The organism is Microbacterium zouquanmingi (genome assembly GCF_052266675.1).
In the GTDB taxonomy this organism is placed as follows: domain Bacteria; phylum Actinomycetota; class Actinomycetes; order Actinomycetales; family Microbacteriaceae; genus Microbacterium.
In genome coordinates, this window is record NZ_JBQPRA010000001.1 from 142,456 (window position 1) to 166,610 (window position 24,155).

Here is a 24,155-nt window from a genome sequence, read left to right on the forward strand (position 1 = left end):
CGAACGTCATTCGACTCTGATCGGTTAGGCTTCCAGAGCGCGCACCCGAAACGCGCTCCGAGGTTCAGTGGGACTGAATCTCACTGGTGACCCTGAAAGAGCTTCAATGACGACTGCACCTCAGCCCCCCGCACCCCGGCGCCTCGGCGCGAAGATCGGCCGCATCGCCTTCATCGTCGTTGCGGCTCTCATCGTCGTCGCCGTTGCGGTCGCGTTCTTCGTCGTGTGGACGATCCAGCGCTCCTTCCCGCAGACCTCCGGTGAGCTCAAGCTCACCGGGCTGCAATCCGAGGTCACGGTGCAGCGCGATGCGCTGGGCGTCCCGACGATCACCGCCGACTCCACTGACGATCTCTTCTACGCCCAGGGGTATGTGCACGCGCAGGACCGGTTCTTCGAGATGGACTTCCGCCGCCACGTCACCAGCGGCCGCGTCTCGGAGATGTTCGGCGAATCGCAGGCCGGCACCGATATGTTCCTGCGCACTCTCGGCTGGCGCGACGTGGCAGAGCAGGAGGTCGACGCACTCGATGAGACAACCCTGTCGTACTACGAGGCCTACGCCAACGGTGTGAACGCCTACCTGTCAGGGCACGACGGTGCACAGGTCTCGCTGGAATATGCCGTCCTCGGAATACAGAACCCTGACTACGAGATCGAGCCTTGGGTGCCCGCCGATTCGGTGGCGTGGCTGAAGGCCATGGCCTGGGACCTGCGCACCAACGTCGAGTCGGAGACCGAGCGAGCGCTGCTCGCCGCAGAGACCGGTGACGCCGATAACCCTGACGACACCCTCGCGCTGCTCGAGAAGCTCTATCCTGCGTACCCGTTCGATGAGAACCCGGTAATCGTGCCGAAGATGTCCACGGTCGCTCCCCCCGAGTCCGATACAGATACCGCGCCGGCCTCGTTCACCACAAACGGCGACTCCGAGGTCCAGAACGCCATCACGACCATCGAGTGGACCGAGGCCGACAGCGTCATTGAAGCTGCGGGACTGCTGGTCGGCGATGCCGGTGAGGGCATCGGCTCGAACTCCTGGGTCGTCTCGGGCAAGCTCACCGAGAGCGGGATGCCGCTGCTGGCCAATGACCCGCACCTCGGGGCGGCGTTGCCGAGCGTCTGGTATCAGGTGCAGCTGCGCTGTTCGACCGTGTCAGCCGAATGCCCGTTCGACGTGGGCGGGTTCTCGTTCTCGGGCCTGCCCGGAGTCGTGATCGGCCACAACGGCACGGTCGCGTGGGGTTTCACGAACCTCACCACTGACGTCGCAGATCTCTATATCGAGAAGATCGACGGCGACTCGTACTGGCGCGATGGCGCGCTCGTGCCACTGGACGTGCGCGAAGAGACCGTGAAGGTCGCGGGTGGCGAAGACATCGATCTGACGATCCGTTCCACCGCGCACGGCCCGATCATCTCGGGGCTCACCGACGACTTCACCGCGCTCGCCGACGGTGACGTCTGGGCAGAGGGCGATGCGCTCGTGCAGGGTGAGACCGATGCCGCAGCTGCCATGACGGGCGAGTACGCCGTGTCGCTGCGCTGGACCGCGCTCGATCCGGGGAAGACCGCAACGGCGATCTTCGCGCTCGATACGGCGCAGAGTTTCGAGGACTTCCGCGCCGCGGCATCCCAGTTCGATGTCCCCGCGCAGAACCTCATCTACGCCGACATCGATGGCAACATCGGCTACCAGGCTCCTGGCCGGCTGCCGATCCGCGGCGCCGGCGACGGCTGGCTGCCGCAGCCTGGCTGGGACAGCGCCTACGACTGGACGGGGTACATCCCGTTCGAAGAACTCCCCGTCTCGTATAACCCGTCGTCGGGCTACATCGTCACGGCGAACAACGCCATCGTGACGGACGACTACGACTACTTCCTCTCGCGCGACTGGGACTACGGCTATCGTGCCGCTCGCATCGCCTACCTCATCGAGCGCACCGCTGCCGCCGGCCCCATCACCGCGCAGGACATGCGTGATATCCAGAACGACAACCAGATGTGGGTGGGCAAGAAGCTGGCGACGGTCATGGCCGACGTCACGGTCGCAGGCGACGGCCCGAAGGAGGCCGTCGCGCTTCTTCGCACCTGGGACGCGCAGAACAACGCCGACTCCGCAGCCGCCGCCTACGCGAACGTGCTCTGGTCGAACCTCGTGCTGAATGTCTTCGCGAACCGCGAGAAGCCGCTCCCGTACGGAAGCCAGAGCCGCCTGTTCACTGTCATGGACGCACTGCTCGACGATCCGAGCGACCCGCTCTGGACGAATGAGCAGATTGACGTGAACGGCATGGATGAGATGCTCACACTCTCTGCCGAGCAGGCCTACGATGAGCTCGTCTCGCTGCAGGGCAATGTCGTCTCCCGGTGGAATTGGGGCGACCTGCATGCCATCACGCTCACCAGTGACACGCTCGGCTCCTCTGGAATCGCACCGATCGAGGCGCTGTTCAACCGCGGACCGTACCCGGTCGGCGGCGGAGCATCCGTCGTCAATGCCACCGGGTGGAGCATCGGCGAGTCCTACGCCACGACGACCGTGCCGTCTATGCGCATGATCATCGACCTCGCCGATTTCGACGAATCCTCGTGGAACCACCTCACCGGAGCATCCGGTCATGCGTTCCACCAGCACTACGTCGATCAGACCGAGGACTGGGCCGCCGGCATCCAGACGGTATGGGCCTTCAGCCCGGATGCCGTCGACAAGGCTGCTGTCGACACTCTGGTGCTGACGCCCGCGGAATAGAGCTCAGACTTCTTCGGTGATCTCGATCGGCGTGATGGTCGGGATCACATCGGTCACCACGCGCTCGACCGTCTCGACGCTCTCGTCCTTGCCGGTGAGTCGCGCGACCGCCTCGGCGAACTGCTGCTCAAGCGCTGCGAAAGCGGCAGCCGCGTCACTTGCGGCGAGCGCGTCGAGAAGCCTGCGGTATGTTTCGGAGATCGAGCGCCGCACGGCGTAGCCGTTCGGGTCGCTGAAGCTGGCGATGCGCATCTCGATGACGAGGGTCGCCATGTAGTGCGAGAGGCGACGGCTTCCAGCGGAGTCGACGAGCAGGCGGTGGAATTCGAGGTCGGCGTCACCGATGGCGATGGCGTCGTCGCCGTCGCTGAGCTCGACGAGGTGCGCATACGCGGCCTCGAGTGCGTCGAGCACCGAAGCCGCACCCGCCTTGATGATGAGCCGTGCGGCTTGTGCTTCGATCGCGAGCCTGGCGTCGTAGACGTCGGCGACATCGTCGGGACGGATCACGCTGACGCGCATACCTCGCCCCGGGGATGCTGTCAGCAGGCCTTCCTGCACCAGCCGCTGTGTCGACTCCCGAAGCGGGCTGCGGCTGACGCCGAGCTGGGAGGACATCTCGACCTCGCCGATGGGGCTTCCTACCGGGAGCGCGCCGGTGAAGATCGCCTTGCGCAGCTCCGCGGTGATCAGATCGACCGTTGAGGGGCGCGCGACGCGCACCATCGAGATCGGCGTCACCGCGCGAGGTGTGTGTGAGGCCATGGATATCCCTTTCGACCGTTGCCGTCTTGCCGTGCGTGAAACAGCGAACATCTCATTGTCGATCCTCCGCGGTCAGAAGCGAAGCCGACTCGGCAACTCAGTCTGCCCGAAGATCACATTTTTGTATACGTGTCGACAATCTGCGCGTCTGACTGTACATATGCCGACAGGTTCTTTAGTCTGGGGCACCATGACGAAGAGAACGCTACGAACCAACATCGCCGCAGCGGCGATCGGAACCCTCGCTCTCGGCCTGCTCGCCGGTTGCGCTTCCGATGACACCGAGGGGATGAGCACGCTCGAGAAGGCACAGGAGGAGGGCACGATCACGCTCGCCGTCGCCTCAGAGCAGCCGTACTCCTGGGTCGAAGACGGCGAGCCCACCGGCGCGACGATCGCGATGCACGAGCAGATCTTCAAGAATCTCGGCATCGACAACATCGAGGTCGAAGAGGTCGCCTGGGACAACCTGATCCCCGGACTGAATGCGGGCCGTTGGGACGTCATCAGCGCAGGCATGTCGATCCTCCCCGACCGCTGCGCCGAAGCAGCGTTCAGCGACCCCGAGATCATGTACACCACGACGCTCGCCGTGCCCAAGGGCAACCCGAAGGACCTCAGCGATCTCGACTCCGTCGCAGCAGCGGGCGACATCAAGCTCGCCGTGCAATCCGGAGCCATCGAAGACGGTTACGCCAAGGACCTCGGCATCACGAACACGGTGCAGGTCGATTCCGCCAGCGCGGGCCTTGAGGCCGTACAGGCAGGCCTTGCCGACGCCTTCGCCCTGACCGCGGTGTCGCTGAACTGGATGACCGAGGACATGGACGACCTCGAGACCACCGAAGCCTTCGTGCAGGTGATCGACGGTGTCGAGCAGATCGGCGCCGGTGCCACGGTGTTCCGTCAGGACGACACCGCGCTTCTGAAGGCCTACAACGAGGAACTCGCCAAGATCACCGGTGACGAGCAGTCGTACCTCGACCTCGTCGAGCCGTTCGGATTCACTGCGGAGAACCTGCCGCCGGCAGATCTGACCACCGAGCAGCTCTGCGCTGGCGAACTCGGCTGAGTCCATCCCTCTCGGTGACTGACAATCTCGAAGCGCTCCAGCGGGCGCTGCCTCAGATCCTCGACGGGCTTCTCATAACCCTCGAGCTGACCGTGGGCGGCGCCCTGCTGGCGTTCATCATCGCTATCGGACTCGGGCTGCTCGCCCGGTTCGACAACATCCTGCTGCGCGGGTTCGCCCGCGTGGTGATCGAGTTCTTCCGCGGCACGTCGCTGCTCGTTCAGCTGTTTTTCTTCTTCTTCGTGCTGCCCCTCCCCCCGTTCAACCTCGAGCTGCCGCCGGTGTTCACCGGAATCCTGGCACTCGGTCTAAACTACGGCGCCTACGGCGCCGAAGTCGTGCGCGGATCGATCAACTCCGTGCCAGCCGGGCAGTGGGAGGCGACGACGGCGCTGAGCCTGTCGCGCACGCAGCGCATGTGGCGAGTGATCTTCCCCCAGGCATGGGCACTGATGATCCCGTCGCTGAACAACCTGCTCATCCAGCTTCTGAAGGGCACTGCGGTCGTCTATCTGATCACGATCGTCGACCTCACCGCCGAGCTGAACAAGCTGCGCATCAACACTGACGTCTTCTTCGCCTACACGCTCGGGCTCATCATCTACTTCGTCATCGCCTATCTTCTCTCGCTCATCATGAACGCGCTCGAAGCGCGCGCCAAGCACCGGCTCGGCCAGAGCACTCGGTGGCGCGAAACGGTCGCCGCCCCTGAGACCGTCGCCGAGCCCGAGGCCATCGCCAAACCAGAGGGGAGCGTGTGATGTCCGACGATTCCTTCCCCTGGAACTGGGACCACGTCTGGGGCGCGCTGCCCGACATGCTCTGGAGCTTCCTCACCGTCACTCTGGTGATCACCGTCGTCAGCAGCGCGATCGCGGCTGTCCTCGGGCTGCTCATCGCTCTGGTCCGCCGCAGCGCTCCTCGACCAGTCGCCGCCATCGTGACCTTCGTGATGAACTTCATCCGGATGACACCGATCGTGGTGCAGCTGCTGTTCGGCCTCTACGGACTGCTCGCGCTCGGCGTCGACATCCCGCCGATCATCATCGGCATTGCGATCTTCGGCATCCATTACGCCACGTATATGGCCGAGGTATACCGCGCGGGGATCGACTCGATCGCCCCCGGACAGTGGGAGGCTACGACGGCCCTGTCGATGTCGCGCCGTCGCACGTGGACCGCGGTGGTCATCCCACAGGCGGTACGGGCGACGGTCCCATCCCTAGGCAACTACGTGATCTCCATGTTCAAGGAGACGCCGTTCGTGTCGGTCATCTTCGTCGCCGACATGGTGAAGACCGCGCAGCTCTACGGTGGCGAACACTTCCGCTACGTCGAAGCGATCACTCTCGCCGGCCTCTTGTTCCTAGCCGCGAGTTACCCCACCTCCCTGCTGATCGGTCGATTGGAGAAGCGCCTTGCCCACAAATCCTGATACCCACACCGGTGCCATCACACTGGACGACGGCGACGTCCCCGCCATCCGCTTCGACAAGGTCGAGAAGCGCTTCGGCGATCACGTCGTGCTGCACGATCTCGACTTCACCGTGCGCAAGGGGGACCGCGTGACCCTGATCGGGCCGAGCGGATCGGGCAAGACGACGATCCTGCGTCTGGTCATGACGCTGGAAGAGGCCAACGCCGGGTACGTCTACATCGACGGCAAGCCGCTGACTCACTATGAGAAGGATGGCAAGCGGGTCGAGCTGAAGGAGAAGCACAAGAACGAGATGCGCAAGCGGATCGGAATGGTGTTCCAGCAGTTCAATCTCTTCCCGAACATGACGGTGATCGAGAACATCATCGAGGCCCCGGTGCACGTGCTCGGAATGTCGAAGCAGGATGCTCTGGCGCGGGGCCGTGCGCTGCTCGAGAAGGTGGGGCTCCCCGATAAGGAGAACGCGCACCCGACTCAGCTCTCCGGCGGACAGCAGCAGCGCGTGGCGATCGCGCGGGCTCTCGCCATGGAACCCGAGATCCTCCTGCTCGACGAGGTCACCAGCGCGCTGGACCCCGAGGTCGTCGGCGAAGTGCTGAACATCCTGCGCGACGTCGCCCGTGAGACCGATGTGACGATGCTGATCGTGACCCACGAGATGCAGTTCGCGCGTGACGTGTCGAACCGGGTGCTGATGTTCGACAGCGGCCGAGTCGTCGAAGAGGGGTCGCCGCAAGAGATGTTCAGCAACCCGCAGGAGCAACGGACCAGGGACTTCCTCTCGGCCGTGCTCTGACCTCTCAGTCGTGGCGTGACGCGTTAGGGTCGTATGGTGCCAGAACGTCTGCTTGCTCCTGAGGGTGTTCCCGCATCCATCGTCGAGTTCGAGCACGGCGGGGCGACGCTCGTCGCAGAGGACTTCGGAACCGGCGAGCACCCGTATGTACTGCTGCACGGCATCGGCATGGGCCGCAGCGTCTACCTCGACTTCATCGAACGCCTTCCTGGGCGCATCATCGCGCTCGATCTGCCCGGCTTCGGTGAAGCGCCGGAGCCGGATCGAACGCTGACGATGGCCCGGCACGCGGACCTCATTGCGGCGTTCCTGCGCAGCATCAGCGTCTCGGATGCCGTCATCATCGGCCACTCCATGGGCAGTCAGATCGGTGCGGAGCTCGCTGCGCGGCATCCGTCCCTCATCGCCGGACTCGTCCTGGCTGGCCCGACTGTGAACAGCGCTTCACGCAGCGTGCGGGAGCAGGCGACCTACCTGTTGCGCGACCTGATCGGCGAGCGTCCGATCGTGCTGTGGCGCGGCGCGCGCGAATATCTGCGCGGCGGCCCGCACCTGATCAGGAAGATCCGTGCGACCGTGGTGCACGAACCCGAGAAGGCGTATGCGCAGGTGAAGTGCCCCGTGCTCGTGCTGCGCGGCGAACGCGATCCCCTGGCGCCGGTGTCGTGGTGCCGTGAGATCGTCTCCCTCGTGCCGGGACCGGCCGATCTGAAGGAGATCCCCGACCACGGCCACGGCACGCTGATCAGCGACGCCGAGCTCGCCGCCGACCTGATCACGGAGTTCCGCGGCTCGCTCTGACGCGGCTCTCCCTGCCCCGGCTCTCCCTTGTTGCCCGCTTCTCGCTGCATAACTCCTGAACTTTTTGCCAGTTCCGCATGTTTCCGGCCGGGCCCTCCCCGTTTGAACCAGCTTCTCAGGAGTTATGCAACGCGGCGGCGACGCGCTGGCTGCGCGAAAGCCTCCAGGACGTCTGAGATCTTCTGCCGAACACTCGGTGAGTCGTACAAGATGTCAGATGCGATGGGTCGGATCGTCGTGTAGCCGAGTCCCGCGGCGGCGATGTCACGGCGCCGATCCTCGACCTGCTTGTTCCACCCCTCATGGAATTCTTTGCTGTCGCACTCGATGATCAGCCATCCTTCGATGACGAAGTCCACCCGCCCAACGCCTGGGATCACCACCTGCGTCTCGAAGCGCACTCCAAGCGTGCGAAGAATCAGCCTCATATACGTCTCTGGACCAGACTCGGCCGTGCCGTCGACCAGACTCAGGATCGGCTGCAGCCGCACCGGGAGCAGCTCGAACAAGCCGATGAGCTGCGTCCTGGTTGCCAGACGCAGATGCAGGAGACTGTCGAGAGTGGCGATGGCGGCGCGCGGGTCCTGGCAGAGGGTCGCCTGAAGGACGGCATCCCTGAGCGAGACGACATGTCTCGATTTACCGCGCTGCGAGCGGCGGGACCAATGCAGCACCGTGGATCTCAACCGAGGAGCACGAATACGCGACGTGTCCGGGGCGATAAAGATGTGCAGACAGGCTGCGTTCAAGACGAAGACGCCGAGCTTCTGCAAAAGCGTGAGGCACGCCAGACGCCCGCCCACCCGCACTGCTTCCGCAACGTCTGGGTCAATGTCCGGATGCGCATAATGATCTCGCCGTAGCCGAAGGAGCAGCCCTGCGTTCACGGCACGCGTGATCTCGTGCCCACTCGCGCCGCCTTGCAGCAGGTCAGCACGCGAGAACACCATCTGCGCATAGAGCTCGGAGCGGAGTGCAGCTGTCTTGTTCTTGATCATCCACCGAATCGTGCCCGCAATGCGGCGGACGCCGCCGCCGCGAACCCACGTTCCGTGGATAACTCCTGAGCCTGCTCGACGGTGCAGAAGGAATCAGCCCCAGCCGCCCCGTTGCACAACTCCTGAACTTTTTGCCGGATCCCCGGAATCCCGGTCACTCTGCGGGCAACTCGGCCAGTTTCTCAGGAGTTATGCGCGCGCGGGGCAACGACGGCAGGACAGCGGCGACAGCGCCCCGGCAGCGACAGAGCGCAACGGCGGAACTCAGCGCAGCGGCGGGGCCTGCGTCGGCAGAATCAACGTGTAGCGGCGGATGTAGACCATCAGCAGCACCACGCCACCGACGAAGGCGAAGACCACCGCAGGGATGATGATCACCGCTGCCGCCCAGCCGACCGCGCCCACGAAGACGACGCCGAGAAGTGTTGCCAGCACGCCGAGCCCGACGAGCACCCACCCGAGGATCATCGAGTTCCGGTAGGCGCGCGACCCGTAGTGGGTCGGCCGCACCCCGAACTTCTGCGCGATGTACGGACTCCACTGGGCACCGGTCCACCATCGTGCGATCTGCCCTGACACGGGGAACCAGCCGGCGCCCGCGCCTTCGATCTCACCCGGCAGCGGCCGCGTCAGCGGATCGAACACCGGCGCCGTCGTGGGTGCAGCGAGCTTCCGCACCCGGCTGGCGTGGATGCCGCCGATCAACCAGAGAATCCCCGCGATGAGAAACAGGAAGGGAGCGAGGGTGAACAAGGGCTCATCAAGGAGCTGATAGATACCGAACTGCGAGACGCTGAGCACGATGAACATGATGCCGAGCGCGACGCCAGTGGAACCGGGTTCGATGGCAATCGCGTCCGGTCGCGGCGAGCCCGCACGAAGACGGTACGGTGTCCACCCTGCGCCGTCCCACCACCGAACATCCGCCGTCCCCACCACGGGATACCAGCCCATCGGTGCAGTCTGCACCACAGGTGCCGGCTGCAGCGCCACTGCGGCCGCACGCTCATGGGCGGTCCACTGCACGCCGTCCCACCAGCGCTGCTGCCCCGGGACCCCGGCGTCGTACCACCCTGGCTGTGCACTCATCTGTTACCTCTGTGCCCTCACCCCGCGGCGGGCGGGGTCTGCTTCGATTCGGCGAGCTCGTCCACGACGAGCGTGCGCTCCTCGGACGTTCCGTTGCGATAGGCCTGACGCCCGACGATATGGGCCGACAGCGGTGCGGTTGCGAACTGCATCAGCACGATCGGGGCGACGAGTGCGACCCCGAGCAGAATTCCGCCAACCGACCGCTGCGACAGCGCGATGGCCAGGCAGATCAGCATGAGGCCGAGCACCTGCGGCTTCGTGGCCGCGTGCAGTCGCGAAGGCACGGCACGGAAGTGCAGCAGTCCGACCGCGGCCGAGAGGCACAGCAGTGCACCAAGCAGGATCAAGACGAGCACGGTGATGTCGATGACAGCATCCGGAACTTCAAAGCCGAGGACATTCATGAGGTCGTGTTGTCCCTTCGCGCGACGTATCGTGCGACAGCGATCGACCCGAACACGCCCACGGCGGCGATGATCAGCAGCACCGGAATGCTGCGGGTGTGCCCGTTGATGGCCATCTCGGCCCCGATCACACACATCACTTCGGTGAGGAGAACATCGGATGCCACGGCACGGTCGAGAATCGACGGACCCCGGATGATGCGGATCACCGTCAGCAGCGCCGCGACGCTGAAGACGACGAAGATCACGAACATGAGCCAGTTCATGCCTTGCCCTCCGCCCGCTCGTCGGCTTTCAGTGCACGATACTGCGCGGGGCTTCCGAGCGCCCGAACGATCCGGCGCTCCCACCTCAGCACGCCCGCGCGCTGCTCCTCGACGTCGTCGAGATTGCGCACGCCGATCACGTGCAGATACAGGATGCCGCGGTCTCGGTCGGTCTCGACGACGAGCGAGCCTGGGATCAGCGACGCCGTGATAGAGACGTGCGTCATGATCAGGTCATCCGCGTAGCGAAGGTCGACGCCGATGATGGCAGCCCCAGGCTGGCGCCGGAAGTCGAACACCTGGATGGTCACCGCAACGGCACCGCGCACGATCGCCCAGACGAACTGCACGGCGAACAGCACCACGTACCAGAGGTTGATGCGTCCGGACAGTTCGATCGTCGGCAGCCGGAAGACGCGCGTGACGAAGATCGCGACCAGAAGGCCTGTGACGAAAGAGAGCACCGTGAACTGGTTCCACACCAGCATCCACAGCACGATCAGCCAGGCGAGGAACGGCAGCTGCATAAGGATGTCGCGCACGATGGCGCGGGGGTTGCTCTCCGGGCTCACGGGCTCGCCTCCTCTTCGAGCTGAATGAGGTTCACCGGCTGCAGCAGCGATTCGCCGATGCTCGCGCAGAGTTCGTAGAGCGGGCCGGCGAAGATGGTGAGCATCAGTGTGACACCGACCATCCCGCCGGTCGCGACCGTCATGATCTTCGGAATGCGGCGGCGTTCCTGCTGCTCGTCGGCGGCCGGGGCGTTGCCGAGGTACGAGACGCGACCGTCGGTCTCGGTGGAGTCCTCCTCCTCGCGCCAGAACGCGAGGTTCCACGCGCGCATGAGCGCGTAGAGAGTCAGGAGCGAGGTCAGGATGCCGGCGAAGATGAGCACGATCATGATCGGGGTGCCGACCTCGGCCGCAGCATCGAACAGCGCGAACTTTCCGATGAATCCCGAGAACGGAGGAAGACCGCCGAGGTTGATCGCGGGGACGAAATAGAGCACGGCGATCAGCGGTGCGGCTTTCAGCAGTCCCTTCACTCTCAGGATCGAGGTGCTGCCGGCACGGCGCTCGATGAGTCCGACGGCCAGGAACAGAGTCGTCTGCACGATGATGTGGTGCACGATGTAATACACCGTCGCGCCGATCGCCGCAGGCGTCGCGATCGCCAAGCCGAAGATCATGTAGCCGACGTGGCTCACAAGTGTGAAAGACAGGATCCTCTTGAGCTCGGCCTGCGCGACAGCGCCGAGTACTCCCACGATCATGGTGGCCAGCGCGATGATCAGCAGCAGAGTGTTGATGTCATTGCTGGCGAAGAGCTGCGTCTCGGTGCGGATCAGGGCATAGACGCCCACCTTCGTCAGTAATCCGGCGAACACCGCGGTGACCGGCGCGGGTGCCGTCGGATAGGAGTCGGGCAGCCAGAACGAGACGGGGAAGATCGCGGCCTTGATCCCGAATGCCACGACGAGCATGAGGTGCAGCACGAGCTGCGTGTCCTGCGGCAGTTCGCTCATCCGCTCGGCGATCTGCGCCATGTTCACCGTGCCGAGCGCACCGTAGATCATCGCGATCGCCGCGAGGAAGATGATCGACGAGACCAAGGAGACGACGATATACACGGCGCCGGTTCGGATGCGCGACTCGGTGCTGCCGAGGGTGATGAGCACGTACGACGCGACCAGCAGGATCTCGAAGCCGACGTAGAGGTTGAACAGGTCGCCGGCGATGAAGGCGTTGAAGATCCCGGCGGCGAGGATCAGATACGACGGGTTGAAGATCGAGATCGGGGTCTCATCCGCGCCATCGGCGGCACCCTGACCGATCGAGAAGAGCAGAACCGCGACCAGCACGATGCTGGAGATCAGCACGAGGAGCGCTGCGAGCCGGTCGACGTAGAGCACGATGCCGAACGGCACCGGCCACCCGCCCACCGAGACCGCGAGAGGTGCGCCCTGATCGACGACGAACAGCAGCACGGCCGCGATGACGGCGACGGCCGTGAGGCTCGCCACGGTGACAAGCACCTGCAGTCGGGGGCTCCGCCCGAAGACAAGGGTGATGGCAGCGCCGAGCAGCGGAAGCGCGACGAGCAGCGGGACGAGCGCGCTCACCTGCGGTCCCCCTCGTCGTCGTCGGTCACGTTGTCAGCCGAAGGGGCGGATGCCGCGGCATCCCATGACCGGTCGACGGGCGCGTCATCGTGAATCGACGGGTGATCCCGCATGTGCAGCACGGTGATGGGCGAGGTGCGCACGTCGACGAAGTCGGTGGTGGCCTCTTCGTCGTCGATGTCCTCATCGTCGTCGAGCACGTCTTCGTCAGCATCCGTACGTGCGCGAAGCGCGATGTCTGCCTCGTCGTCCTCGACGGTGTCGGCCTGGCCGAGCTGCCACGAGCGATAGATCAGCGCGAGCAGGAATGCGGTGACCGCGAACGTGATGACGATGGCTGTGAGCGTGAGCGCCTGGGGAAGGGGGTCGCTGAGGTCGCTGTACCCGAAGAAGGGGGCGTTGCCCGGCACGCCCATGACGATCAGCAGCAGCAGGTTCGTCGCATTGCCGAGCAGCATGAATCCGATGAGCACGCGAGTCAGGCTGCGCTCGAGCATCGCGTAGACGCCGGCGGCGAAGAGAATCGCCATGACGATGATGAGGGTGAGCGAGACATCCATCAGGCGCTCACCGCCCGGCTGCGCAGCTCCTGCGCCTGACGGTCGACCTCGGCACCGAGGCTGCGCAGCACATCGAGCACGAGACCGATCACAACCAGATACACGCCGATGTCGAACACCGTCGAAGTGACGAACTCCATGTGACCGATACCGGGTATCTCCCATTCCCAGAACGTGCTGGTCAGCGGTGCAAGACCGAAGAACAGCGGGATAACGGCGGTTCCGACCGAGAGCAGCAGCCCCGCGCCCAGCAGGCGACCGGCATCGGTGGGCGCCGCGGACCCGAGCTCCCAGCGGCCGCCGGCGATGTACCGCATTACCAGCGCCATTCCGGCGACCAGGCCGCCGGCGAAACCGCCACCGGGCTGATTGTGGCCGGCGAAGAGCAGATAGATCGACACCACGATGATCGTGTGGAAGAGGATGCGCACGATGACCTCGAGCAGAATCGAGCGGTTCTCAGGCTTCATCTGCTGGCCGCCGACGAGCCACGCACGAGGGCTGCTGCGGTTCTCCGCGGTCTGGAAGCGCACACCCTCTGTCGTCTCGACGAGCGGCATGATCCGCGCTCGACGCCGAACCTGCTTGGGAAGGGCGGGGCGGGCCGAGAGCATGTCGGCGCGATGGGTGACGAACACGAGGGACGCCACACCCGTCGCCGCGAGCACCAGAACAGACAGTTCGCCCATCGTGTCCCAGCCGCGGAGGTCCACCAGCGCGACGTTGACGACGTTCTGTCCGTGCCCGAGCTTGTAAGCGAGTTCGGGAAAATCGATCGAAATCGGCTCGGCGACGCGCGACTGCGTCGCGATGATGACGACGAACGCCATCGTGAGGCCCGTGCCGATGGCCAGAAGCGCCCTCGGGATGCGCGACACTGACTCGTTGTGTTCACCCAAGCGCGATGGCAGGCGGCGAAGTACGAGCGCGAAGGTGACCATGGTGACGGTCTCGACGAGGATCTGCGTGAGGGCGAGGTCAGGAGCGCCGCTCGTCGCGAAGAGCGCGACCATGCCGAGGCCGGTGACCGAGACGAGTACGACGCCCGTGTAGCGCTTGCGTGCCTGCACGGCGAAGACCGCGGCGATCGCCATGATCGGTGCGACGGCGATCTGCGTCGGGGTGTGCCACGCCGACAGATTGAGCTGGTCGACATCACTCGCGAGAAGGGCGGTGACCTCGGCGGCGACGACGACCACGAAGATCGTGCCCACGTAGACCGGCAGAGAACCACGCTGGGTGAGTGTCGTGGTGATGACCGAGAGCCGGTCGACGCCTCTCATCACGAACGCGTATGCGTCTGCCGCAGTGAACGGCAGCATGCGCGGTTTGGCGTCCCAGCCAGTGCGGCGAGTGAGCAGGAACAGCCCGATCCCGAGCAGGATCGATGCGATCGAGATGCCCAGCGCCGGCTCGAACCCGTGCCACAGCGCGAGGTGACCGGTGCCCTCGGTGGGCATGCCCTCGGGGTCCAGGCCGGGAATGGCGGTGACCGCATAACCGTGCAGCGCTACGTCGAGCGCCGGGGCGCCGAGGCCGGCAGCAAGAGTGAGCCCGGCGAGGATGATCGGCGCCGAGAGGAATCCGACGGGCGGGTCCGGCCAGACCGTGTCGGGCATCGGTGCCCCCTGCTTATCGCGCTTGCGCCAGAACGCTCCCCAGAGGAACCGCACGCCATATGCCGCAGTCAGCATGGAACCGAGAATGATGCCGATCAAGGCGACGAGGCCCCAGACCGATCCGCCCATCGCGTCGTCCAGCAGGCTGGTGAGTGCGGACTCCTTCGCGACGAATCCGATCGTCGGGGCGATCCCTGCCATGGATGCCACCGAGATGAATGCCGCGGTCGCCATGACCGGCGCCTGTCTGCCGACGCCGGACAGTTCGCCGATATCTCGCGTGGAGAGCTGACGGTCGATGACGCCGACGATGAGGAAGAGCGCCGATTTGAACAGCGCGTGCCCGATGACCAGTGCGAGTCCTGCGAGCGCTGTGGCCTGCGTGCCGTAGCCGACCATGACAGTGAAGAAGCCGAGCTGACTCACCGTGCCGAATGCGAGCACGCGCTTGAGGTCGGTCTCACGCAGCGCCTGGAAACCGCCGAGCAGCATGGTGAACACACCGAGCGAGATGACGATCGGCCGCCACGGCGCCGACAGCGCGAAGACTGGAGCGAACCGCGCGATCAGGTAGATGCCAGCCTTCACCATCGCCGCCGCGTGCAGATACGCACTCACCGGGGTCGGAGCAGCCATGGCGCCAGGAAGCCAGAAGTGGAACGGGAAGATCGCCGACTTGCTGAGCGCACCGATCAGCAGCATCACGATCGCGGCGTTGACGAGCGGCCCGGACGGCGCGATCTCCAGGATCCTGGAGATACTCGTCGTTCCGGTGTCGACCGCGAGCAGCACGACCCCCACGAACATGACCAGACCGCCGAGAGTCGTCACCAGCAGGGCCTGGAGTGCGGCACGACGGCTGGCTGCACGCCGGCGATAGTGGCCGATGAGCAGGTAGGAGAGGATGCTGGTGATCTCCCAGAACATCACGAGCATGATGATGTCGTCAGTGAGGACGAGCCCGTACATCGCTCCCGCGAAGCCGAGCAGCACGCCGGCGAACTGTCCGACATCAGTGGTGTCGTCGTAGAAGTACCAGCGGCAGTACAACAGCACCAGTGCGCCGACGCCGGTGACGATCAGAGTGAGCACCCAGCCGAGCACGTCCATGTGCATCGACAGATTCAGGCCGAGCTGCGGGATCCACGCCACGGACTCGAACGGCGAGGGATCCGCCGCGAGCACCTGCGGGGTCAGAGTGAGCGCGTGCACGAACGCCGCAGCAGGAACGAGAGCCGCGACCGCGAAAGCCTGTGCTCCGAGCCAGCGCACCAGAACCGGGAGAACGAGAGCCCCGAGGAGGAACACCGCAAGGAGCACGATCATCGGCGGCTCCTCAAGGGCTCGTCGGCCGGAAAAGGCACAGGCGGGCGGGTTTCTCCCAGTTTACCCGGAGCTGACTCTCCCCGATGCGAAACCGTCAGCGTGCGGGAGCGCCGGTGGTGGTTCCTTGACGAAATCGGCACGTGAGGTGCACCGACTCGGCCGGCTCTCCACGCAGCATCCGTGCGATCTGCTCGCCGGCCGCACGCCCCTTCTCGACCGCGGGCTGGACCATCGTGGTGAGCACGTGGTCGCCGATGCCATCGACGCGGACGCCATCGAAGCCCGCGACGCTGAGGTCTTCAGGAACGCGCAGCCCGAGCTCTTCTGCCGCGCGGATCACGCCCACCGCGAGCAGATCGCTCTGCGCGAGGACGGCGGTGGGGCGGTTCGCGGGGTCCGCGAGCAGCGTGCGCCCGGCGATCACACCCTCATCGATCGAGCTCGCCTTCGTCGCGAGCGCCATCGCGTCGGGATAAACCTCGCGCACGCCATCGAGCCGCTCGACGGTGATCTCCACCGTGGCCAGGACAAGCCGCTCGGGTGTGATCGGTCCGCGCTGACGGTCGCCTCCCGGTGGCAGCGTGACGATTGCGACGCGCGTGTGACCGAGGTCCCTGATGTGGCCGGCGATGTCTGCCGCCGCATCGTGATTGTCCAGCGTGATGCGTGGGATGCCTTCGCCGGCGTCGCCTTCGATCACGACAACGGGCAGCCCTCTGCCGCGCACGATGTCCAGCGATGCTCGGAACCGAGCGGAGCATCCGATCAGCACTGCCGCATCGACCGGCGCAGTGTTGAGGGAAGACACCCCGTCGTCACCGGGCTCATCGCGCAGCAGCAGCACGCCGGCACCGAGATCGGCGAGCCCGTCGGTGAGACCGTCCATCATCGGAATCGTGACCGGATCGAGGAACGCGGTGCGCAGGTGCCCTTCGAGGACGACGGCGACGATTCCGCTCCGGCCACGGCGGAGGGAAGCAGCCATCGGGTCGGGGCCGGTGTATCCGAGGGCATCCGCCGCCGCGAGCACGCGCGTGCGGGTGGCGTCTGACACCTTCGTCTTGCCGCTGAAGACGACGGATGCTGTCGATGTGGACACTCCGGCCTCATGGGCGACATCGGACAGAGTCGCCCGACGCGGTGCGGATGCTGCGGTCATATCTCGAGGATAGCCGCTCCGGGTTTCACCTATCGAATCGATTCGATACGCTGTGGGGATGGAATCCACGCTCACTCGCGCGCAGTACTCGCGCTGGCGGAACGCGGTCTTCGCGATCTTCCTGGCCAGCGGCATGTCGTTCGCGACGTGGGCCTCGCGGGTCCCTGACATCAAGCGAATGCTCGAGATCGATAATGCGCAGATCGGTCTGCTGCTGCTCGGCATGGGCATCGCGTCGATCCTCGGCATCTCGACCGGACCCGCGGTGATGGCGCGCACGGGTGCGCGCCGCGGGATGCTGGCGATGATGATCATGCTGTCCATCGGCCTGGCGCTCGTCGGAATCGGCACGACCGTGCTCATGTCGTTCCCGATCGTGATCGTCGGTCTCGCACTGTTCGGCTTCGGCAACGGAGCCCTCGACGTCATGATGAACGTCGAGGCGACCGCGATCGAGCAGGCGGCGGGGAAGACGATCCTCCCGCTGTTCCACGCCTTCTTCAGCTTCGGCACGGTGATCGGAGCGGGACTCGGCTGGGTGGCGGCTGACGCCCAGCTCTCTGTCGTCGTGCACACCTCCGTGATCACCGCGGTCATCCTGGTCCTGGCGTTCGTGTGCTTCGCCAATGTCCCGGACCGCGAAGCCACGCTCGACCCGGAAGAGTCAGGGGAGAAGCCGCACTGGCGCGAGCGGATGCACGACGCGCTGGCTGCCTGGCGCGAACCGCGCACCTACGCCCTCGGCGTCGTGATGCTCGGGATGTCGTTCGCCGAAGGCGGAGCGAACGACTGGCTCGCACTCGGCACGGCTGAGGACCACGGCGGTGGAACCGCGATGGGCGCTGCCGCCCTGACCGTGTTCTCGGTGTGCATGACCACAGTGCGGGTTTTCGGCGGACCGCTCGTCGACCGCTTCGGCCGGGTGCTCGTGCTTCGAGTGCTCGCAGTGACAGCAGCCGGCGGCATCCTGCTGTTCATCCTCGCCCCCTCGCTTCCGCTCGCCTTCCTCGGCGCCGCACTGTGGGGCCTCGGTGCATCGCTCGGCTTCCCGCTGGGCATGTCGGCGGCGGCGGATGACCCGGCGAAGGCGGCAGCACGCGTGAGCGCGGCGGCAACGATCGGATACATCGCCTTCCTCGGCGGCCCGCCGGTTCTGGGCCTCATCAGCGAGCACATCGGCCTGCTGAACACCCTGTTCATCCTGGTCGCGCTGGTCGTGGCATCCGGACTGTTTTCGGGAGCGGCGAAACCACTGGTGAAAGAGAGCGTCCCCGCCGAGACGAAGTAGGCTCTTCGCGTGCGCCTCGTCATTGCCCGTTGCTCCGTGAACTACACCGGTCGCCTCAACGCTCACCTCCCCCTCGCCACACGCCTGCTCGTACACAAGGGCGACGGCAGTCTGCTCGTGCACTCCGACGGCGGCAGCTACAAGCCGCTGAACTGGATGAGCCCGCCCTGCACGCTCGTCACAGAGGTGCCGGGCGAAGATGAGGCGGATGCAGGCGTGATCGACGTCTGGCGCGTCACGCACAAGAAGACCGGCGACGCACTGCGCGTGCAGATCTACGAGGTGCTCCACGACTCCGCCCACGAGCTCGGCATCGACCCCGGCCTGCAGAAGGACGGCGTCGAGGCCGACCTGCAGCGACTTCTCGCGGAGCAGGTCGATCGCATCAGCGAAGGCGCGACCCTGGTGCGTCGCGAGTACCCGACGGCGATCGGGCCGGTCGATCTGATGGTGCGGGATGCTTCGGGCGCCGCCATCGCGGTCGAGATCAAGCGCCGCGGCGACATCGACGGGGTCGAGCAGCTCACCCGATACCTCGAACTGCTCGGACGCGATCCGCATCTCGCACCGGTGCAGGGCGTTTTCGCCGCTCAGGAGATCAAACCTCAGGCGCGCGTGCTGGCCGAGGACCGTGGCATCCGCTGCCTCGTGCTCGACTATGACGACATGAAGGGCATCGAGTCCGGAATCCCACGGCTGTTCTGACCCTGGCCTGGCGAGGCTGCGCCTGACCATAGGCTGGATGCATGCTTCTCTCTCCCTACACCTGCGTGCTCTGGGACGTCGATGGCACGATCGCCGACGCGACTCCCGGCATCTTCCCGCGGCTGCTCGAAGTGCTCGCCTCCTTCGATCTGCCGGCCCCCGACGCCGCAGACCTTCCGCGCTGGGTCGGACCGCCCATGCACGAGTCCTTCCAGCTCCTCGCGGGACTCAGCTCCGAGCAGGCCGATGAAGCCCTCACCCGCTACCGCACTCTCGCCGCGCGCGACGGGTATGCGGCATCCGTCGACATCTACCCCGGCGTTCCCGATGTGATCCGCGCGGTTGCGGCGGCAGGGATCCCGCAGGCGACGGCGAGCACGAAACCCGAGAATCAGGTGCGTGCGATTCTCGAGCACAACGAGCTGATCGGCCTGTTTACCGCGATCTCCGGAGCGCGCAGCGGCGCGATCGGTCGTGCGGACGGCAAAGCGGATGTGATCGGCTGGGCTCTGGAACGCCTGGAGGCCGCTGGGGCAGACGTGTCCAGGCCGGTACTCATCGGCGACCGGCACCATGACGTCGACGGGGCAGCTCACTTCGGCATCCCGGTCATCTTCTCGGAGTGGGGCTTCGGGGATGCTTCCGAAGCAGAATCCGCCGCCTACCGAGTGTCCGATGCCGAAGCTCTGCACGCGCTGCTTCTGCAGGCAGAGGCCGCTTAAGACACAGAACTCCCCGCCGAGCCACGCGGGTAGCGTGCTCTCCGACGGGGAGTCCTATGGAAATCGCCCCTCAGAGGGGGCGGATGTTCTCGGCTTGCAGGCCCTTGGGGCCCTGCGCCACATCGAACTCGACGCGCTGGTTCTCGTCGAGTGAGCGGTAGCCGCTTGAATCAATGGCGGAGTAGTGCGCGAAGACGTCAGCGCCGCCGTCGTCGGGGGAGATGAAGCCGAAGCCCTTCTCCGAGTTGAACCACTTGACCGTGCCTTGGGTGCTCATGTACTGCCGTTCTGCTGGAATGTCGTCGACGCTGGATGCCCCGACGATGCCCACATTATCTGCGCAGTGTCTGAGTGGAATAGCTTCGCTCGGATGTTAATCCAAATGTTGCAACGGCCATGGAACGAAGACGGCCCTCACCGCGGGGGGAGCGGTGAGGGCCAAAGACGACCGGAGGGTGCGTCGAAAATACACTAACCCAGGATCGGCTGTTTTGTCCCCCATTTGGGGGACAATTCCCGAATCTTGTCCCGTTTCACAGCTTCGCCGCCCGGCGACGATGCGCCGAAGTGGCTAGCGCGAAGCGCGGCGAAGGCGCAGTGCGCCGATGAAGCCCAGCAGCAGGAACACCATGGCGATCAGCAGCGACCAGCGCGTGGCGTCCGTGAAGCCTGCCGAGAGTGCATCCACTGCCGCCGCCGTCTGGTCTCCGAGCGGGCTCGCTGTGCCTTCCCCTCGCAGTTGACCGATCACCGTTCCGGCGGACTGGCGCGCGGTCTCTGCGAGCTGATCGGCGGCCTTCCCGGTCACCCCTGCCGCCTCGAGCGACGCGGGAAGCGTCAGCGCGAGCGCGACCGACAGCGTCGCACCCGCGAACGCCGTACCGAACGCAGAACCGATCTGCCTGACTGTGCTCTGGGTCGCCGAGCCCTGGCCCGACACTTCGACCGGCACGTCGCGTAGTACTGTTCCGGTCAGCTGAGCGGATGCCAGCCCCAGACCCAGGCCGTAGACGATGAGCGGCAGCGCGACCATCCACCCCGGGCTCGTGCTCGTGATGAGCAGGGCAAGGGCGCCGATGCCGGTGACTTCCAATCCGAGGCCGATCAGCACCGTGCCCGGAGACCCGAATCGAGCAGCGAGATGACGCGCGGATGCGCCCGAGAGGAACGCCCCCACAGCCATCGCGGCGAGAACGAGCCCTGCGCCCATGACGTCGAGACCGAGCGCATTGATGAGGTAGAGGGGAAGCACGAAGATGATCGCGAACTCGCCGACGGCAACCATCGCCGCGGTCACGTTGCCCCACGAGAAGGTGGGGAACCCGAAGAGCGAGAGGTCGAGGATGGCCGAGCGTCGCACCTTCTCGCGGTGGCGCTCCCACACCACGAAGAGCGTCAGCGCGACAACCGCAATGGCGAAAGCGATCGGAACGACCGAGATCGGAGCATCCATCGGCCATGGCCAGCCGAAGAGCTCGAACTTCGCGGTGGGTTTCCACCACCCGATATCCGGGCCTTCGATGACGGCGAAGACGAGCGCGCCGAAGCCGATCGCGCTCAGCAGCGCGCCGTCGACATCCGCGCCGGGGCGCACCTTGCCGCCCTTCGTCTCGGGGACGAACAGCATCGCCGCGATGAACACGAGGATGCCGAGGGGAATGTTCACGAGGAAGATCCAGTGCCATGATGCCCACTGCGTGAGCGCACCGCCTGCGAGCGGTCCGATGGCGGCAGCACCAGAGATGACCGCTCCCCACACCCCGAAGGCAGCCGCGCGGTACTTGCCGCGGAAGACCGCGTTGACGGTGGAGAGAGTCGAAGGCATGATCAGCGCGGCGCCCACCGCCTGCACAGCGCGTGCCCCGATCAGTGTTCCCGCGGCATCCGACATGGCCGCAAGGATGCTGCCGCCGACGAAGATCACCAGTCCGATCTGGAACATCCGCCGGCGCCCCCACCGGTCTGCAAGCCGCCCGGTCGAAAGTAGCAGTGCCGCCAGCAGCACGGCATACAGACTGTTCACCCACTGCGCGTCGGTGAGATCGAGATGGATATCGCTGATGATGACCGGCAGCGCGACACCGACGATCGTTCCATCGAGCACGATGAGTCCGAGTCCGAACGCCAGAACGGCGAGCCCGATCCATTCCTTGCGGGTGGGAGCGGATACCGCGGTGTCTTCGACGCTCATGGGGCCACCTTTCTCTCGATCGGTCAGACGACACCTTGACCGTAGCGTGACGCGAGTCGTTTCTGATCGATCGAAAGGATGATGTGGCGGTGCGTTCTGCGGATTACTACCTTTTCGTCTGCGAGACGTCAACCCCTTCGTCGTATCGAACAAGCGGTGTGAGGGTGAGGAACACGGATCCCGCCGACGAAAGGAATGGATCAATGGGCATCGGAGACAAGGCGAAGCACACCGCTGAGGACATGGCCGGTCACATGAAGGAAGCCGCCGGCAAGATGACCGACAACGAGAAGCTCGAGGCCGAGGGCAAGATGGATCAGGCCAAGGCCGACATGAAGAAGGCCGGCGACGACGTCAAGGACGCCTTCGACAAGTGATCTGAGCGTCGGATGAGACGGGGCTTGCCGCCACCTGCTGGTGCGCGGCAAGCCCCGTCTCGTCGTTCATCCTGTGTCGCCGCGGGGCTGACGGCTCGCGAGGCCGATGACTACAGCGGCGGCTCTTCGAGGTGCGCGCGCCGTCGGCGTCCGCCGCCGAGCCCGAGCAGCACCAGGGCGATCACGATCGGGGCGTAGACGAACGTGTCGGCGGTCGTCAGGATCTCGCCGAGAAGCAGTGAAGCTCCGAGCACCAGCAGCGGCTCGAGGTAGGAGAGCAGACCGAACAGTGACAGCGGCAGCAGACGAGAGGCGAGGATGTAGCAGATCATCGCCACCGCGCTCAGCGTCGCCATGATCAGCACCGTCGGCCATGCTGTCGGTATTCCGCGACCGGGGTGAGCCGTGTAGGAGGTGACGATCACGATGATGGCCGGCACGGCGAGCAGAGCGATCTCGATGAGGAACACCTGCATCGAGTCGATGCTCGCCCACCGTCGCAGGGCGAAGTAGAGCGGATACAGACCGGCGATGATCAGCACGGGCCAGTTCACTCCCCCGGCGATCACCGCCTGTGCGAGGACGCCGACGGCGGCTGCGATCACCGCCGCCCACTGCAGAGCGTGCAGACGGTCGCGGAAGAACGCGCGCCCGACGACGACCATCACCAGCGGCAGCAGGAAGTAGCCGAACGCGATGTCCTGTGCATGCCCGTTGGCGGGCCCCCACATGAACACCCACAGCTGCACCCACATGATCGCCGTGTTCACGAGCACGATCACGATCAGCTTCGGGCTGCGCGCAATCCGTGACACCACGGTCTTGAGCTGTCTGCGGGCATGAGAAGAGGCGTGCACCACGCCGAGGGCCGCGAGGATGAACAGCACCCGCCAGGCCGTCGTCTCCTCGGACGAGAACCCGTCCAGGTGCCCGCCCAGCAGGCTGATGACGCCGAACAGGACCGACGCGAGGACGGATGCCGCGACGCCTCGGCCGGCGGATGAGAAGGGTGCAGTGCGAGAGATGATCTCAATCTAGCGGCGCGAGGCCCGTGGGCCTCAGACCGCGAAGTGCACGATGCTGCTGACCAGGATCGAAAGGCCCGTCGTCCAGCCGATGATCGCGACGGCCTGCCAGATGAGCACGCGCACGGTGCCGACACCGATCGCTGCGAGCATCGTGGCGGTGAACTGCGTGGGCAGCAGGAGAGGTCCGAGCAGGCTCACACCGGGGACGCCGTAGCGTTCCAGCGCGCGCTGGAACTTCTGCTTGCGAGCGGTCTTGCGTGCGCTCTCGTCTTCGACGTGGATGCTGTCAGCGGCAGCATCCGTTTTCTCGATGGCCGCGCCATCGGCGCCGACCAACGCCTTCGCACGGTGCCGGTTCACTACCGCGGCACGCGCTCGTGCGCTGAGCAGCACGAGGATCGCGACGCAGGCGAAGTTACCGGCGATCGCGGCGATGGCGGCGATGACCGGAGGGATTCCGCCGAGGATGCCGATGGTCGCAGCCCCCTCCCCCTCAATGAAGGGAACGGCCCCGGCGAGGGCGATGATGAGCGGCTGTACCAGCTCTGGCACCTGGGCGACAAGGTTCTGGAAGGTCTCGATGAGGTTCATGACTACAGTCCAGCCGAGCGGCCGGGATCCCAGAAGTGTCATGCTGTCACCTCTGTGCGGGCAGTTCGCATGGCCGATGGGTG

Annotated in this window: 24 protein-coding genes; 10 read left to right on the forward strand and 14 right to left on the reverse strand. The window is 65.5% G+C overall.

The window, feature by feature from the left end; translation table 11 throughout:
• The first annotated feature begins 106 nt into the window (after window positions 1-106).
• The gene (locus ACTU6V_RS00695) at window positions 107-2,752 is read left to right on the forward strand and encodes a penicillin acylase family protein (RefSeq protein WP_443474654.1); all 2,646 of its coding nucleotides are present in this window, start codon (window positions 107-109) and stop codon (window positions 2,750-2,752) included.
• 3 nt (window positions 2,753-2,755) lie between these two features.
• Here ACTU6V_RS00695 and ACTU6V_RS00700 read toward each other — a convergent pair whose 3' ends face one another.
• A complete protein-coding gene (locus tag ACTU6V_RS00700) occupies window positions 2,756-3,517 on the reverse strand; it encodes a GntR family transcriptional regulator (RefSeq protein ID WP_443469649.1) in 762 nt (253 codons plus the stop codon).
• Between the two features lie 190 nt (window positions 3,518-3,707).
• On the opposite strand from ACTU6V_RS00700, the gene ACTU6V_RS00705 reads away from it, so the two are divergent.
• The 5 genes from ACTU6V_RS00705 to ACTU6V_RS00725 are packed head-to-tail and all read left to right on the forward strand — an operon-like array spanning window position 3,708 to window position 7,624.
• Entirely contained in the window at window positions 3,708-4,589 is an 882-nt protein-coding gene (locus tag ACTU6V_RS00705) for a transporter substrate-binding domain-containing protein (protein ID WP_443469650.1), read from the forward strand.
• Between the two features lie 14 nt (window positions 4,590-4,603).
• Complete coding sequence (ehuC, locus tag ACTU6V_RS00710; RefSeq protein WP_443469651.1) at window positions 4,604-5,350, forward strand: ectoine/hydroxyectoine ABC transporter permease subunit EhuC; 747 nt, start codon at window positions 4,604-4,606, stop codon at window positions 5,348-5,350.
• Window positions 5,350-6,024: an ectoine/hydroxyectoine ABC transporter permease subunit EhuD gene (gene ehuD / locus ACTU6V_RS00715; protein WP_443469652.1), complete on the forward strand. Its 675-nt coding sequence runs from the start codon at window positions 5,350-5,352 to the stop codon at window positions 6,022-6,024. Before ehuC ends, ehuD begins: the two co-directional genes overlap by 1 nt.
• The gene (ehuA, locus tag ACTU6V_RS00720; RefSeq protein ID WP_443469653.1) at window positions 6,008-6,823 is read left to right on the forward strand and encodes an ectoine/hydroxyectoine ABC transporter ATP-binding protein EhuA; all 816 of its coding nucleotides are present in this window, start codon (window positions 6,008-6,010) and stop codon (window positions 6,821-6,823) included. Before ehuD ends, ehuA begins: the two co-directional genes overlap by 17 nt.
• A 33-nt stretch (window positions 6,824-6,856) precedes the next feature.
• Window positions 6,857-7,624, forward strand: a complete 768-nt coding sequence (locus ACTU6V_RS00725; protein ID WP_443469654.1) for an alpha/beta fold hydrolase — start codon at window positions 6,857-6,859, stop codon at window positions 7,622-7,624.
• 122 nt (window positions 7,625-7,746) lie between these two features.
• On the opposite strand, the gene ACTU6V_RS00730 is transcribed toward ACTU6V_RS00725, so the two are convergent.
• The 9 genes from ACTU6V_RS00730 to ACTU6V_RS00770 form a co-directional block, all read right to left on the reverse strand.
• The gene (locus ACTU6V_RS00730; protein ID WP_443474655.1) at window positions 7,747-8,622 is read right to left on the reverse strand and encodes an endonuclease domain-containing protein; all 876 of its coding nucleotides are present in this window, start codon (window positions 8,620-8,622) and stop codon (window positions 7,747-7,749) included.
• Between the two features lie 264 nt (window positions 8,623-8,886).
• Window positions 8,887-9,711: a DUF2510 domain-containing protein gene (locus ACTU6V_RS00735; protein ID WP_443474656.1), complete on the reverse strand. Its 825-nt coding sequence runs from the start codon at window positions 9,709-9,711 to the stop codon at window positions 8,887-8,889.
• Window positions 9,712-9,728: 17 nt separating this feature from the next.
• On the reverse strand, window positions 9,729-10,118 hold the full coding sequence (gene mnhG / locus ACTU6V_RS00740) for a monovalent cation/H(+) antiporter subunit G (protein WP_443474657.1): 390 nt from the start codon (window positions 10,116-10,118) through the stop codon (window positions 9,729-9,731).
• A complete protein-coding gene (locus ACTU6V_RS00745; RefSeq protein WP_443469658.1) occupies window positions 10,115-10,384 on the reverse strand; it encodes an MrpF/PhaF family protein in 270 nt (89 codons plus the stop codon). The genes mnhG and ACTU6V_RS00745 overlap by 4 nt, the downstream gene beginning before the upstream one ends.
• A complete protein-coding gene (locus ACTU6V_RS00750; RefSeq protein WP_443469659.1) occupies window positions 10,381-10,956 on the reverse strand; it encodes a Na+/H+ antiporter subunit E in 576 nt (191 codons plus the stop codon). The genes ACTU6V_RS00745 and ACTU6V_RS00750 overlap by 4 nt, the downstream gene beginning before the upstream one ends.
• Entirely contained in the window at window positions 10,953-12,506 is a 1,554-nt protein-coding gene (locus ACTU6V_RS00755; RefSeq protein ID WP_443469660.1) for a Na+/H+ antiporter subunit D, read from the reverse strand. Before ACTU6V_RS00755 ends, ACTU6V_RS00750 begins: the two co-directional genes overlap by 4 nt.
• Window positions 12,503-13,066, reverse strand: a complete 564-nt coding sequence (locus ACTU6V_RS00760; protein ID WP_443474658.1) for a Na(+)/H(+) antiporter subunit C — start codon at window positions 13,064-13,066, stop codon at window positions 12,503-12,505. The genes ACTU6V_RS00755 and ACTU6V_RS00760 overlap by 4 nt, the downstream gene beginning before the upstream one ends.
• Window positions 13,066-16,011, reverse strand: a complete 2,946-nt coding sequence (locus ACTU6V_RS00765; protein WP_443469662.1) for a Na+/H+ antiporter subunit A — start codon at window positions 16,009-16,011, stop codon at window positions 13,066-13,068. Before ACTU6V_RS00765 ends, ACTU6V_RS00760 begins: the two co-directional genes overlap by 1 nt.
• A gap of 94 nt (window positions 16,012-16,105) precedes the next feature.
• Window positions 16,106-17,170 (reverse strand): LacI family DNA-binding transcriptional regulator, encoded by a 1,065-nt coding sequence (locus ACTU6V_RS00770; RefSeq protein WP_443469663.1) that lies wholly within the window; start codon window positions 17,168-17,170, stop codon window positions 16,106-16,108.
• A gap of 58 nt (window positions 17,171-17,228) precedes the next feature.
• Here ACTU6V_RS00770 and ACTU6V_RS00775 point away from each other — a divergent pair, with 58 nt between their 5' ends.
• Genes ACTU6V_RS00775 through ACTU6V_RS00785 form a run of 3 tightly spaced genes read left to right on the forward strand, consistent with a single transcriptional unit; the run spans window position 17,229 to window position 19,885 of the window.
• Entirely contained in the window at window positions 17,229-18,458 is a 1,230-nt protein-coding gene (locus ACTU6V_RS00775) for an MFS transporter (protein WP_443469664.1), read from the forward strand.
• A 9-nt stretch (window positions 18,459-18,467) separates the two neighbouring features.
• Window positions 18,468-19,163, forward strand: coding sequence for an endonuclease NucS (gene nucS, locus ACTU6V_RS00780; RefSeq protein WP_443469665.1), 696 nt, complete (start codon window positions 18,468-18,470; stop codon window positions 19,161-19,163).
• 41 nt (window positions 19,164-19,204) lie between these two features.
• Window positions 19,205-19,885: an HAD hydrolase-like protein gene (locus tag ACTU6V_RS00785; protein ID WP_443474659.1), complete on the forward strand. Its 681-nt coding sequence runs from the start codon at window positions 19,205-19,207 to the stop codon at window positions 19,883-19,885.
• Window positions 19,886-19,955: 70 nt separating this feature from the next.
• Here the strand turns inward: ACTU6V_RS00785 and ACTU6V_RS00790 are convergent, their stop codons facing one another.
• Window positions 19,956-20,162, reverse strand: coding sequence for a cold-shock protein (locus tag ACTU6V_RS00790; RefSeq protein ID WP_417512196.1), 207 nt, complete (start codon window positions 20,160-20,162; stop codon window positions 19,956-19,958).
• A 294-nt stretch (window positions 20,163-20,456) separates the two neighbouring features.
• Window positions 20,457-22,076, reverse strand: coding sequence for an MFS transporter (locus ACTU6V_RS00795; RefSeq protein WP_443474660.1), 1,620 nt, complete (start codon window positions 22,074-22,076; stop codon window positions 20,457-20,459).
• Between the two features lie 203 nt (window positions 22,077-22,279).
• Here ACTU6V_RS00795 and ACTU6V_RS00800 point away from each other — a divergent pair, with 203 nt between their 5' ends.
• Complete coding sequence (locus ACTU6V_RS00800) at window positions 22,280-22,453, forward strand: CsbD family protein (protein WP_443474661.1); 174 nt, start codon at window positions 22,280-22,282, stop codon at window positions 22,451-22,453.
• Between the two features lie 110 nt (window positions 22,454-22,563).
• Here the strand turns inward: ACTU6V_RS00800 and rarD are convergent, their stop codons facing one another.
• Window positions 22,564-23,487, reverse strand: coding sequence for an EamA family transporter RarD (gene rarD / locus ACTU6V_RS00805; RefSeq protein WP_443469766.1), 924 nt, complete (start codon window positions 23,485-23,487; stop codon window positions 22,564-22,566).
• A 24-nt stretch (window positions 23,488-23,511) separates the two neighbouring features.
• Entirely contained in the window at window positions 23,512-24,072 is a 561-nt protein-coding gene (locus ACTU6V_RS00810) for a small multidrug efflux protein (RefSeq protein WP_443469767.1), read from the reverse strand.
• Window positions 24,073-24,155: the final 83 nt, after the last annotated feature.